Source organism: Micromonospora matsumotoense, from assembly GCF_900091525.1.
Classification (GTDB): Bacteria; Actinomycetota; Actinomycetes; order Mycobacteriales; family Micromonosporaceae; genus Micromonospora; species Micromonospora matsumotoensis.
In genome coordinates this window covers 255,304-267,972 of sequence record NZ_FMCU01000007.1, presented here as the reverse complement: position 1 = coordinate 267,972, position 12,669 = coordinate 255,304, and the positions used below count along the sequence as shown (strand labels likewise).

The window sequence follows — 12,669 nt, the reverse complement described above, 5'->3', positions numbered from 1 at the left end:
CCGGGGGTCGGGTCAGCCGGCGTCGACGCCGCTGGGCAGCCGGTCCTGCTCGGCCGCCGTCGGCTGCGCCGGCACCGGGGCCGGCTCGCCGGGGGCCCGCCGTACGTCGATCACCTGGCCGGTGAGGTCGGAGATCAGCACGTCGAGCGAGGACTGGGCGACCGCCTCGGCAGCCAGCAGGGTGTGCTCCGGCTCCTCGCCGAACGCCTTGGTGCGCATCGGGGTGGCGGTGCGCTCCGGGTTGATGCAGTTGACCCGGACCCCGTACTCGGCCCACTCGTCGGAGAGCGCCTGGGTCAGGTTGACCAGCGCCGCCTTCGTCGACGAGTAGAGCGCGTACTGGGCCCGGCCCCGGGTGTAGGAGCTGGACGTGTAGAGCAGCAGCTGACCCTTGGTCTGCTGGAGGTACGGCAGGGACTGCCGGGCGGCGATCACCGGGCCGACGAAGTTGACCTGGAGCACCCGGTCCATGGTCTCCTCGTCCATCTCGGCCAGCGCGCCCTTCTCCAGGATGCCGGCGGTGACCACCACGTGGTCGATCCGGCCGGTGGCCTCGAAGGCGGTCTTCAGCGCGGCCTCGACGTCGCCGGTCTGCTCGACGTGGGTGCCGGTGCTGGAGCGGCTGAACGGGAAGACCTGCGCGCCGTAGCCCCGGGCCAGCTCGGCCAGATCGTGACCGATGCCGTAGCTGCCGCCGAAGATGACGATCGTCCGGCCGGCCAGCTCCTCGGTGTAGCTGCGGTGCGACAGCCGGGGCGCCTGGGCGGCGGCGAGCTGGAAGAGCTTGTCGGCGAGGTGCACGTCGACCGGGTGGGTGACCTTGATGTTCTCGTCCGACCCGTCGATCACCTTGATCGGCGTGCCGGGCAGGTAGCGCAGCACCACGCCGCAGTCGTCGGTGGCGGCGAAGTCCGGGTCGCCCTCGGCCCGCCGGTACGCCTCCCGGATGGTGCCCGACCGGAACGCCTGCGGGGTCTGCCCCCGGCGCAGCCGGGACCGGACCGGGATGTCGGTGATGCACTCGTCCTCGTCGACCTGGATGATCGTGTCGGCCGAGGGGATCGCCACGTCGACGGCGGTGTAGCTCCACAGCGCGTTCACGCACTCGCGCACGATCCGGGCGCTGACCAGCGGGCGGACCGCGTCGTGGAAGAGGATGTTGACGTCGCCCTCGCCCACCGCGTCCAGGGCGGCCCGGGTGGTGGCGTTCCGGGTCTCGCCGCCCTCGATGACCTTGCTGACCTTGCGGAAGCCGGCCTTGTCGACGATCTGCTGGGCGTCGGCGACGTGGCCGGTGGCCATCAGCACGATGATCTCGTCGATCTCCGGGGCGGCCTCGAAGACGGCCAGGGTGTGTTCGATGATCGGCTTGCCGGCGATCTTCAGCAACTGCTTCGGAATGCCCAGGCCCAGCCGGGTCCCGGTGCCTCCGGCCAGCACCACCGCCACCGTCCGCGAGGGCCGCCACGGTGCCGGGGTCTCCGGTGTGGCGTCCGGGGCAGTGGTGTGGTCCTGCGTCATTGCCGATCCTCACTCTCGGGGTGGGTGCACGCGTCCCGGGGGTCGCCCTGAACGAAAGATTGCGCCAGCCTGGCGACGGGATGAACCTTAACGCGCGGACCGCGCCGCCCACACGGGACGACGCGGTCCGTGGGGCATCGGGTCGATGCCGTACGTGCGCCCGGAATACTACTTGCCGTTGGCGAATGCCTCGTACGCCCGGATCACCTCGTCGGTGGGCCCGTCCATCCGGATCACACCCGACTCCAACCAGATCGTCCGTTCGCAGGTGTCCCGCACCGAGGAGAGCTGGTGGCTGACCAGGAAGACCGTGCCGGCCCCCTCGCGCAGTTCCCGGACCCGCTGCTCGCTGCGCTTGCGGAAGCCCTTGTCGCCGGTGGCGAGCGCCTCGTCGATCAGCAGCACGTCGTGCTTCTTGGCGGCGGCGATGGAGAACCGCAGCCGGGCCGCCATGCCCGAGGAGTACGTCCGCATCGGCAGGCTGGCGAAGTCGCCCCGCTGGTTGATCCCGGAGAACTCGATGATCTCCGGCGTCATCCGGGCCACGTCGTCGGGCTGCATGCCCATCGCCAGGCAGCCGAGGGTGACGTTACGCTCACCCGACAGGTCGTTGAGCAGGGCGGCGTTCACCCCGAGCAGGGACGGCTGGCCCTGGGTGTAGACCGCGCCCCGGTTGACCGGGAGCAACCCGGCGATGGTGCGCAGCAGGGTGGACTTGCCGGAGCCGTTGCTGCCGATCAGGCCGATCGCCTCACCCCGGTACGCGGTGAAGGAGACCCCCTTGACCGCGTGCACCTCCTGGATGTTCGGTGCCGAGGAGCGCTTGACCAGCCGGCGCAGCGCGGCCACCGGGGTGTTTCCGCCCCCGGCGCCCTTGTGTACCCGGTAGATCACGTGCGCGTCGTCGACCACCACGGTGGGGATCCGCTCGACGATCCGGGGCAGGGTCACTGTGACGTCGTTGGACGTCTCGTACCGGTCATCCACGGCCGTACTCCTGTTCGCCGCGCCAGAAGTAGACGTACCCGGCGATCCCGCCCAGCACCGCCCAGCCGGCCGCCACCAGCCAGAGCTGGGTCAGCGACTCGTTGAGCAGTGGCGCCTGCTCCAACAGGGCGTACCGGGCCAGCTCGATGTAGACCAGGATCGGGTTGAACTGGATGAGCGTCGAGGCCCACTCCGGCAGCCGGTCGAACAGCTTGACGCTGTAGAGCACCCCGGAGCCGTACATCCAGGTGCGCAGGATGAACGGCATGACCTGCTTGAGATCGCTGGCCTTCGAACCCATCCGGGCGACCACCATGACGACCCCGGCGTTGAAGAACGCCTGGAGCAGCAGCGCCGGGGGCAGCATCAGCCAGGCCAGGGTGAGTGGCTCGCCGGTCACCAGCACGATGCCGACCAGCACGATCATCGAGGCCAGCAGCTGCTGGAACTGGGTCAGCGTGGCGGCCAGCGGCAGGCAGGCCCGGGGAAAGTGCAGCGCCCGGATCAGCCCCAGGTTGCCGCTGATCGACTGGGTGCCGGCCAGCACCGCGCTCTGGGTGAAGTTGAAGATGAACAACCCGGTGGTCAGGTACGCGATGAAGTTCGGGATGGTGTTCTGCCCGAGCACCACGCCGAAGATCAGGTAGTAGACCGCGGCGTTGGTCAGCGGGGTGAGCACCTGCCAGATCTGGCCCAGCTTGGCGTTGCTGTACGAAGCGACCAGTTTGGCGTTGGCGTACGCGGCGGTGAAATGCCGGTAGGCCCACAGTCTGCGGCTGTACTCGGTCAGGGAGGGGCGCTCGCCGGCGACCCGTAGTCCGTGCCGAGCGGCCAGCTGCGCCTGGGTCAGGCCCGTTTCGGGGTCGACCAGCGCGGTGGTGGCCATGGGAAGGGCGCTCCGATCTTTCGTACCAACGGGATGCGCGCGACGATGGGAGCTGTGGGTCGGCGCGGTGCCGGGGCAGCCTCGTCGCTGCGTGGACGGTAGTCCATAACACGTCGGGACGCAACCGTACCGTCGTTGCGCTACATTGGCCCACGTGACAGGTGCGAAGAGTCCCCGATGACCAGCGACAAGAGGCGCGCGCCGGCCGGTGCCGCGGTGCTGAGGGGCGACATCACCAGGGCCATCCGCCGCGCGTTGATGCAGGAACTCGCCGCGGTCGGGTACGGGCGGCTCTCCATCGAGGCGGTGGCCCGGCGGGCCGGCGTCAGCAAGACCGCGATCTACCGGCGGTGGAGCTCGAAGCTCGACCTGGTGATCGAGACCGTGGTCGCCGCCGCCGGCAGCAAGCTGCCGGCGCTGGACACCGGTAGCCTGCGCGGTGACCTGACGCTGCTGTTCCAGGTGGTCGCCCACGCGCTGCGCCACCCGCTGGCCTCGCAGATCATCCCCGACCTGCTGGCCGAGGCGGCCCGTAACCCGACCATCGACGAGACCCTCCAGCAGTTGCTGCGGGCCAAGCAGCAGGAGATCGGCGGACGGTTGATCGGTCTGGCGGTGGAGCGGGGCGAACTGCCCGCCGACACCGACGCCGACGCGGCCTTCGACCTGATCGTCGGCCCGCTGTACTGGCGGCTGGCCATCGCCCGGACCCCGCTCACCCCGACCTACCTGGAGCAGCTGGTGGAATCGGTGGCCATCGGGCTGACCGCGAACGGCACCGTGCCCCGGCAGCGGGAACCTTCGGTAGGGTGAGTGACCGGATTCGCCGGCCGAACGCCGCCGAGATCGACCCGAGGGAGCGCCCGTTAGGCTGCTCCCGCCCATTCGGACACCTCCCGTACCGATGCCGGGGCTGCCGCCCGGTCCAGGTACGGAACGACGACAAGGACGACTCGTGACGGAAGTCGAAGTCACTGTCGGGGCACCCGCGCCGGCGCACCGAGGTGAGCAGCCGCCGTCGGATCCTGGTCTTCTGCGCCGGCTCGACGCCCTGGCGTCGGCCGTGCCCGTTCTGCTCACCGACGCGGCCGTCGTGGGCTTCGCGCTGTGGACGCTGCTCTACCACCTCAACCTCGCGCTCGATCTGCGTCCGTCCGTCGTGTTCGCCGTCTGGGTCCTCACCCTGCCGATCGCGGCATACGGGGGATGGCGGGTCGGTCGTCGCCGCAGGAACGCCCGACTCACGGGGGACGGGAAGCCGGCCGAAGCGGCCTCCGAGCCGTCGACGGAGGCCGGGTGGGCGGCGTTGTTCCGTCGGTACGGCCTACCGATCGGTGCCGGCGTCGGCGCGGCGCTGCTCGCCGCCCTCGGCACCGGGTCGCTGACCTGGTGGCTGGCAGTGGTCCTCGGGTTGGTGGCGATCGTCTCGGCCTGGGCGTCGTTCCGGGTGCGCGGTGACTCGGCCGGCCCGGCCCCGACAGGGACCACGTCGATCCAAACGTTGGTGGTGACGCTCGCCGCCCTCGCGGCCGCAGTGTTCTCGACGTTCATCGCCCGGGTGTCCCTCGACGACGTCTTCTATGTCGGCAAGTCGGTCTGGGTGGCCGAGCGGGACCAGATCCCCTACCGGGACTTCCTGTTCACCGAGGGCGTTCTCCCGGCGGGATCGGCGAACCCCCCGGTCCCGTCCTTCGAGGTGTTCATCGGGGCGCTGGCCCGGGTCCTGCACATACACGCCGCGTCGACCACCTGGTATGTCGTCCTGCCGCTACTGGCGGTCTTTGCGGTCTTCGCCCTGTGGCGGCTGGTGCAGCGCTGGGCTCCGCGACGGCCGTTGCTGGTGTTCGGTGTCGCGCTGACCTACATCGTGCTGGTGGCCGGTTACCCGGACGTGCTGAACACCTACCACCTGCCCCGGCTGACCCAGGGAAAGAGCGTCTTCGTCCATGCGCTCATCCCGCTCGCCTGGGTGTACCTGACCGACTACCTCGAGACCCGCTCACGGCGGGCACTGGTGCTGCTGGGCCTGCTGTCGGTCGCCGCCGTCGGGCTGACCACCACAGCGGTCATCCTGCTGCCCCTGCTGGCGGTGGCGGCGGTGACGATGCTGGTCCTCGCCCGGCGGTGGCGCGATGCGGCACTGTGCTTCGCCGCCGCGTCGACGTACCCCCTCCTGGTCGGTGTCGGCGCGAGACTCGCCACCGGCGGACTCGAGGAGGCGGTGGCGACCTACATCGAGCTCCGGCCGCTGCGCACCATCTACGAGCTCACCCTGTGGCTGGGGGTGCTCGGCGTGATCGCCGGCATCGCCATGTGGTGTGCGCCGATCCTGCTCCGCCGCGGCGTGCCACGGACGCTGGTCGCCGGTGCGGTGCTGGCCGTGACACTCCTGCTCATCCCCGGGGTGGCGGCCACCGTAGGTAATCTGTCCGGGCTGACGGCGGTCCTGTGGCGGGTGCCGTGGATCGTGCCCGTTCCGGCGCTCGTGGGCATGCTGGCGGTGATCCGACTGCCCCGGTGGGACGCGATGAACCGGGTGCTCGTCTTCGGGCTCCCCACCGCACTGGTGCTCGCCTTCGCCACCTTGGGACTACCGATGTGGACGGCGAACGTCCTTCAGGCCGAGCCGAGTTGGCGGATGCCCGAGACCCGGAAGGACGTGGCCTTCTGGATCACCCGGCTCGACCGTCCGTCGGGCCTGGTCCTCGCCCCCACGCCGGTGATGCGGGCGCTGCCCCAGGTCACCACGCGCGTTCGCGTGGTGATGGCGCGCGACCTCTATCTCACCGACTACGACATGGCGAGCCAGTTCTCCCGGGATCGGCTGCTGCTCGGCAAGTTCGCCGACGGCACCGAGGCGGTGCCGGTGTCCGATGTGCAGGGTGCCATGGGCCGGGTGGGGGTCAGCGTGGTGTGCGTGTGGAAGAGTAACCGGGCCGTCGCCGATGCCGCACCGGCCCTGGGCATCGAGCGGTTCGCCTCCAGGAAGTCTCCAGGCGGCATGTACTGCTACCGCACCAGTGGGCCGGTCACGCCGGCGGACGGTCCCTGACCAGCGGTGTCAGACCTGGCACGGAGATGGTGCCGTCGGGCGTTTTGGCCGGAATGCTAAGGGATACCCGGGCGGTACCTTCTCGTTCCTTCGCGTTAAGGTCGCAGTCACGTCGGCGCGGCACTGGCCGCGAACGTGGCAGCCTGCGCTGGCCCGGTGCGAGCACCCTGGGCGGGCGCGTCCGGCTCGACGTCCAGGACTCGGTCCGGCCCGTCATCGATCTCGTAGGGAGCGTCCTCCTTTGTTCGGCACGTTGATGGAACGCACCGGCACCGCCGCCCGAGGCGCGCTGCTGGTGCTGTCCTACCTGGTCATGCTCGTCGCGGGCGTCTTCGGATGGGTGGTCCTGTTCGCCGTGGCCGGGCTGGTCGCGGTGGTCGGTGAGTTCGCCCTCACCCGCTGGTCGCCGTCCTCGGAGACGCTGCTGGACAAGGTCGGCCTCCACGGGGGCTACCGGCAGCTGAGCCGGGACCTGGCGACCGTGCTCCTGGTCGCCGCCACGGTCCCGCTCACCGGGGCCGAGCTGACCTGGCTGCTGGTGCTCCCGGCGGCGGTCTGGGTGATCGCCGTCTTCGCGGGCGCCCTGAACACCATGATCGACCGGCGGAACCCCATCTCCGCGCTGGTCCGCAACATCGAGCTGGGCCCGGTCCGCTCGGCGCCCCGCCCGCCGGACTGGATCGCCAACCTCGCCGGCGTCCCGCTCGCGGTGCTCAACGTGCTGCTGATCCCGGCCGCCGTGGTCGCGGCGGTGCGCGCCGACGCCGCCCCCGTCCTGGCGGTCGCCGCGGTGGCCGCCGGTCTCGCCGCGCTGATCGGCGCGGTGGTCGCGGTGACCTGGCTGCGCGGCCGGGGCACCGGCAAGAGCCCGGTGCTGCCGGTGCTGCAACGCTGGCTCGACGGCTACCGGCCCGAGGTCGTGCTCTACTTCGCCGGCCCGGCCAAGGACGTCTACCAGGCCAACATGTGGCTGGCCCCGACCGAGGCGCTGGACCAGCGGGCGGTCGTGCTGATGCGCAGCAAGGAGGCGTTCTTCGAGCTGGCCGACACCCGGCTGCCGGTGATCTGCGTGCCGACCGGGCCGGACTTCATGAATCTCGAACTGGGCACGGTCCGGGCCGCCCTCTACGCGGCGAACGTCGGCGCCAACATCCACATGCTGCGCGAGCCCGGCATGAAGCACGTCTTCGTCGGCCACGGCGACAGCGACAAGCAGGCCAGCGTCAACCCGTACAGCAAGGTGTACGACGAGGTGTGGGTCGCCGGCCTGGCCGGCCGGGAGCGCTACGCGCGGGCCGCGGTGGGCGTCCGGGACGACGACATCGTGGAGATCGGACGGCCCCAGCTCGCCGGGGTGCACACGTTCGGCGCGACGGCACCCGACCGCCCGTTCACCGTCCTCTACGCCCCCACCTGGGAGGGCTGGCTCGACGACGACCCCTACCACACCTCGCTGGTGCTGATGGGGGAGCGGATCGTCCGGGGTGTGCTGGCCTCGCCGCAGGTCCGGCTGGTCTACAAGCCGCACCCGCTGACCGGCTCCCGGTCCAAGGAGGCCAAGGCGGTGCACGACCGCCTGGTGTCGCTGATCCGCGCCGCCGGGGGCGACCCGGACGCCGGCTCGCTGGACGGCCCCGGTCACCGGGTGGTCACCGGCCGGGTCCCCGCGCTGTTCGACTGCTTCAACCAGACCGACCTGCTGGTCAGTGACATCTCCAGCGTGGTCTCCGACTTCGTGCAGAGCCAGCGGCCGTACGTGGTGGCCAACCCGAGCGGGCTGCCGGAGGACGAGTTCCGGCGCGAGTTCCCCACCTCCCGGGGGGCGTACCTGCTCTCGCGGGACTGCGGCGAGCTGCCGAAGATCCTCGCGCTGACCCGGGCCGGCGACGACCCGATGACCGACGCCCGCCGGGAGCTGAAGACCTATCTGCTCGGCCCGGCCGAGGCCAACCCGATGGAGCGGTTCCAGGAGGAGATCGGCCGGCTCTGCCGCTGACCGACCGGGATGCGGGGCCCGGGGGCGAGCACCCCGGGCCCCGCGCCGTTCTCCCGGCCGGGCCGGTGGCCGGCCGGGCCGGTGGCCGGCCGGGCCGGGCGTCCACCGCCCGTCCCGGGATTCCCCGCCGCTTCCTCCGCGCCGGTGCTTCTGCCACCATTCGCTCGTCATCCGTACGACGAATGGGGGTCACCGGTGCGCATCCTGCTGGTCGAGGACGACCGACGGGTGGCCGCCGCCCTCGCGTCGGCGCTGACCCGACGCGGCTACGAGGTCGAGCACGCGGCCACCGTCGCCGCCGCGCTCTCCGCCGCCCCCTGTGACCTGGTGCTGCTCGACCTCACCCTGCCCGACGGGGACGGCACCGAGGTGTGCCGGGAGCTGCGGCGGCGCAGCAGCCAGCTCGGCATCATCGCGGTGACCGCCCGGGGGGAGGAGCGCGACCGGGTGCTCGGGTTGCGGCTCGGCGCCGACGACTACGTGGTGAAGCCGTTCTCCATGGTGGAGTTGCAGGCCCGCATCGAGGCGGTGCTGCGCCGGGCGGCCCACGCGGTGCCGGCGCGGGACCTGATCGAGGTCGGTACGGTCCGCATCGACGTGTCCGCCCGTACCGTGGCCGTCGACGGTCGGCCGGTGGCGCTGACCCGCAAGGAGTTCGACATCCTGCTCTCGTTGGCCCGCCAGCCCGGGACGGCGGTGCCCCGGGACCGGATCCTGCTCGACGTGTGGGGCACCACCTGGGCGGACCGGCACACCGTCGAGGTGCACGTCGGTTCGCTGCGCGGCAAGCTCGGCGACCCCCGCCTGGTGGAGACCGTACGCGGGGTCGGCTACCGGCTCCGGGGCGAGTGAGGGGCAGCCGGTGCGGCGTCGACTGGTGATCAGCTACCTGCTGCTGATGGTGCTGGTGCTGCTGGCGTTGGAGACGCCGCTCGCGGCGACCCTGGCGTCCCGGGAGACCGACCGGGTCCGCGCCGACCGGCTCGCCGACGCGACCCGGTTCGCCTCGCTGGCCGGGCCGGCGTTGCGCGGCGGGGTCGCCGGGCCGCTGACCGGCGAACTGGTCAGCTACGACCAGCTGTACGGCATCGGCGCCGCAGTCGTCGACCGGGACGGCCGGGCGCTGGTGATGTCGACCAGCTGGCGCGCGGGCCGGGACACCCGGATGGCGCTGGACAGCGCGCTGGCCGGGCAGCAGTTCAACGGGCCGGACTCGGTGTGGCCGTGGGTGGACGGCCCGCTGGTGGTGGCGGTGCCGATCAACGACGGCGGTGAGGTGCTCGGCGCGGTGGTCACCACCACGCCGGTGGGCAAGGTCCGCCGCACGGTCACCGCCTGGTGGCTGCTGCTCGCCGGGATCGGGTTGCTCGCCGTGCTGGCCTGCGTCTCCACCGCGTTCGGGCTGGCCGGTTGGGTGTTGCGCCCGGTGACCGAGCTGGACGCGGTGACCCACGAGATCGCCGAGGGGGACCGGGGGGCCCGGGTGCAGGACCGCTGGGGCCCGCCCGAGCTGCGCCGGCTGGCGGCCAGCTTCAACCACATGGCGGCGGTGGTCTCCGACGTGATGGACCGGCAGCGGGCCTTCGTCGCGCACGCCAGTCACCAGCTGCGCAACCCGCTGACCGCGTTGCGGCTGCGGGTGGAGGAGCTGGGGCCGAGCGTGACCGACCAGGACGGCCGGGCCGAGCACCGGCTGGCCCTGGAGGAGACCGACCGGTTGGCGCTGGTCCTCGACGGGCTGCTCACCCTGGCCCGTGCCGAGCGCGAGCAGAACGAACGGGTCACCGTGGACGCGGCGGCGGTGGCCGCCTCCCGGGTCGCCGCGTGGGAGCCGCTGGCCCGGCACCGGTCGGTCGTCCTGCGCCTGGCGGCGTCCGGCCCGGCCTACGCGCGGACCGTGCCGACCGCCGTCGACCAGGCGTTGGACGCGCTGATCGACAACGCGATCAAGTTCAGCGGGGACGGCGGGGAGGTGACGGTGGCGGTCCGGCACGTCGACGGGGGCACCGCGCTGGAGGTGCGCGACACCGGCCCGGGGATGACCTCGGACCAGCTCGACCAGGCCACCGAGCGGTTCTGGCGGGCCCCGGACGCGCAGAACATCGAGGGTGCCGGCCTCGGCCTGACCATCGTGGCGGTGTTGGTGGACGCCTCCGACGGCCGGCTCACCATGCATCCGGGGGAACCGCGCGGCCTGGTCGCCGAGTTGTGGTTCCCCGCCCCACCCGCTGCCGACCCGCCGCCGACTGCCGACCCCCCGCCCTACGCCGATCCTCCGCCGACCGTCGACGCCCCGCCCGCCGGCCCGGCTGCTCCTGTGGTCGCCGGGCCTGTAGCCGCCGGGCCGGGGAGGTCCGCCGGCGGCCCGGCGGCGTCGGACGGGTCGGTGGGGTCCGCGTCGGACGGGTCGGTGGGGTCCGGAGGCACCGGGGCGGGCTGACGGGTCAGGGCTTGGCGGACCGGTACCAGTCGGCCGCGCCCGGGTGCAGCGGCAGCGGGGTGGTGGCGATCGCCGAGCGGGGGCTCAGCCGACCGGCCGCCGGATGTGCGGCGGCCAGTTCCGCCCGACGCTCCATCAACAACCGGGTCACCTCGCGGACCAGGGGCTCCGGCAGGTCCGCCCGGACGATCAGATAGTTGGGGTTGGCGACCGTGGTGACCGGGTCCACCCCGTACACCGAGCGGGGGATGTCCCGGGAGACGTACACCTCGCGGTAGGTGCGGCGCAGCGGCTCGGTCCACTCGCCCAGGTTCACCAGCCGGATCGAGGTGGCGTCGGCCAGCCCCTTCACCCCGCGGACCGGCAGGCCGCCGGAGAAGAAGAAGGCATCGATGCGGCCGGCCCGCAGCGCCGCCACCGAGTCGTCCAGACCGAGATGTTCCTGCCGGACCCGGTCACCGCCGAGCCGGGCCACCTCCAGCAGCCGGGTCGTGGTGATCTCGGTGCCGGAGCCGGGGGCACCCACCGAGACCCGCCGCCCGCGCAGGTCGGCGAGATCGCGGATCGGGCCACCGGCGGGGGTGACCAGGTGCAGCAGGTCGTCATAGACGCGCGCCACCGCGAGCACCTTCGGTGGGGTGGTCGGGTTGGTGTCGAGCACGTCGGCCTGGGTGAAGCCCAGTTCGGCGGCGCCGGAGCCGACCAGCCGGACGTTCTCGGCGGAGGCGGCGGTCACCACCACGCTGGCCCGTACGCCGGGCAACTCGCGGTTGAGGACGGCGGCCAGCGACTGGCCGAAGGCGTGGTAGACGGCGGTCGGGCTGCCGGTGGCGATCCGGATCCGGACCGGCTCGTCGGGGGAGTCCTGGCAGCCGCCGAGCCCGCCGAGCACCACGATCAGCAGCATCAGCAGCGTCCCGCCGGCGGAGGCGGACCGCCGGCCGCGCCCGGTCCGGCTACGGCTCACGCGGTGCACTCTGCGCCGTCACCGCCCTCGGCGCAAGCTCAGGGGACCGGTGCGGGGCCTGACCGCCGGGTCAGTGCGGACGCCGGTCGACGTCCGCCGCGCTCAGGCGAGGGTGGGCAACCGGGCGGGGGCCAACGCGGCCCGTTCCATGATCCGCAGTCGGTCCGGGCCGTCGGCGACGCTCACCACCAGGCAACCGGTACCCGGGCGCAGCAGCGCCGGCACCTCCAGTTGGGCGGCCGACCGGACCAGCACGGCGGCCAGTTCCCGATCGGCCAGCCGGATGCCGAGGATGTGCCGGCGCACGTGCCGGCCGCCGGCCAGTAACGCCGAGCGCCAGGCTGCCGAGGCGAGCCGGGTCCGCCAGGCGGCCCGGGGGGTGGAGGAACCGACGGCCGGCCCGAGCAGCTCCCGTCGCCCCTGCCGCCAACCCGCCTCGCGTAACGCCGCATACCTGAGGGCCTGCGCCGTCGGCACGTGCAACCGGTGCAGTTGGTAGCGGCGGCGCAGGCCACCGGTGGCGACCTCGTGCTCGACCGGTACGTCGAGCCGGATGAGCAGTTGCCGCATCCGCAGCGCGGCATCCTCCCGGTTGAACTCCACCACTGCCCGGTGCGGTGGCGGTGCCGGGCGGTGCGTGGCGACGGTCGGTGCCGGCGTGCACCGCACCAGGCAGGCCACCTCGAACGCGTCGGCCAGCGTCAGCCAGTCCAGCGGCGGCGGGGACGACAGGAGATGTGGCCGGTCGAGCAGGCGGGCTTCGGAGGTCATCGGAACGCTCCTTCTCGACGTCGGATTCCCCTACGGTCGCCTGCCGGTC

Annotated in this window: 9 protein-coding genes and 1 pseudogene; 5 read left to right on the top strand and 5 right to left on the bottom strand. The window is 72.3% G+C overall.

Going from position 1 to position 12,669, the window contains the following annotated elements:
• Positions 1-12 precede the first annotated feature (12 nt).
• The 3 genes from GA0070216_RS16840 to GA0070216_RS16830 form a co-directional block, all read right to left on the bottom strand.
• Entirely contained in the window at positions 13-1,521 is a 1,509-nt protein-coding gene (locus GA0070216_RS16840) for a bifunctional cytidylyltransferase/SDR family oxidoreductase (RefSeq protein ID WP_091246756.1), read from the bottom strand.
• Positions 1,522-1,689: 168 nt separating this feature from the next.
• Entirely contained in the window at positions 1,690-2,508 is an 819-nt protein-coding gene (locus GA0070216_RS16835) for an ABC transporter ATP-binding protein (protein ID WP_091246753.1), read from the bottom strand.
• The gene (locus GA0070216_RS16830) at positions 2,501-3,394 is read right to left on the bottom strand and encodes an ABC transporter permease (protein ID WP_091246750.1); all 894 of its coding nucleotides are present in this window, start codon (positions 3,392-3,394) and stop codon (positions 2,501-2,503) included. The genes GA0070216_RS16835 and GA0070216_RS16830 overlap by 8 nt, the downstream gene beginning before the upstream one ends.
• A gap of 177 nt (positions 3,395-3,571) precedes the next feature.
• On the opposite strand from GA0070216_RS16830, the gene GA0070216_RS16825 reads away from it, so the two are divergent.
• The 5 genes and pseudogenes from GA0070216_RS16825 to GA0070216_RS16805 form a co-directional block, all read left to right on the top strand.
• Positions 3,572-4,207, top strand: a complete 636-nt coding sequence (locus GA0070216_RS16825; protein WP_091246747.1) for a TetR/AcrR family transcriptional regulator — start codon at positions 3,572-3,574, stop codon at positions 4,205-4,207.
• A 142-nt stretch (positions 4,208-4,349) separates the two neighbouring features.
• Positions 4,350-6,446: a DUF6077 domain-containing protein gene (locus tag GA0070216_RS16820; protein ID WP_141723119.1), complete on the top strand. Its 2,097-nt coding sequence runs from the start codon at positions 4,350-4,352 to the stop codon at positions 6,444-6,446.
• 241 nt (positions 6,447-6,687) lie between these two features.
• Entirely contained in the window at positions 6,688-8,442 is a 1,755-nt protein-coding gene (locus tag GA0070216_RS16815; protein ID WP_176738998.1) for a CDP-glycerol glycerophosphotransferase family protein, read from the top strand.
• Positions 8,443-8,637: 195 nt separating this feature from the next.
• Positions 8,638-9,294: a response regulator transcription factor gene (locus GA0070216_RS16810; RefSeq protein WP_091246741.1), complete on the top strand. Its 657-nt coding sequence runs from the start codon at positions 8,638-8,640 to the stop codon at positions 9,292-9,294.
• A 10-nt stretch (positions 9,295-9,304) separates the two neighbouring features.
• A pseudogene (locus tag GA0070216_RS16805) lies at positions 9,305-10,696 on the top strand (sensor histidine kinase); the annotation flags it as partial.
• Positions 10,697-10,886: 190 nt separating this feature from the next.
• Here GA0070216_RS16805 and GA0070216_RS16800 read toward each other — a convergent pair.
• Together GA0070216_RS16800 and GA0070216_RS16795 are read right to left on the bottom strand one after the other, a co-directional pair.
• Positions 10,887-11,849 (bottom strand): TAXI family TRAP transporter solute-binding subunit, encoded by a 963-nt coding sequence (locus GA0070216_RS16800; RefSeq protein WP_425413160.1) that lies wholly within the window; start codon positions 11,847-11,849, stop codon positions 10,887-10,889.
• 102 nt (positions 11,850-11,951) lie between these two features.
• A complete protein-coding gene (locus GA0070216_RS16795; RefSeq protein ID WP_091246739.1) occupies positions 11,952-12,620 on the bottom strand; it encodes a hypothetical protein in 669 nt (222 codons plus the stop codon).
• Positions 12,621-12,669: the final 49 nt, after the last annotated feature.

Coding starts and splice junctions, on each gene's coding strand:
- GA0070216_RS16795 (WP_091246739.1), bottom strand. CDS start 12,620: ATGACCTCCGAAGCCCGCCTGCTCGACCGGCCACATCTCCTGTCGTCC.
- GA0070216_RS16825 (WP_091246747.1), top strand. CDS start 3,572: ATGACCAGCGACAAGAGGCGCGCGCCGGCCGGTGCCGCGGTGCTGAGG.
- GA0070216_RS16840 (WP_091246756.1), bottom strand. CDS start 1,521: ATGACGCAGGACCACACCACTGCCCCGGACGCCACACCGGAGACCCCG.
- GA0070216_RS16830 (WP_091246750.1), bottom strand. CDS start 3,394: ATGGCCACCACCGCGCTGGTCGACCCCGAAACGGGCCTGACCCAGGCG.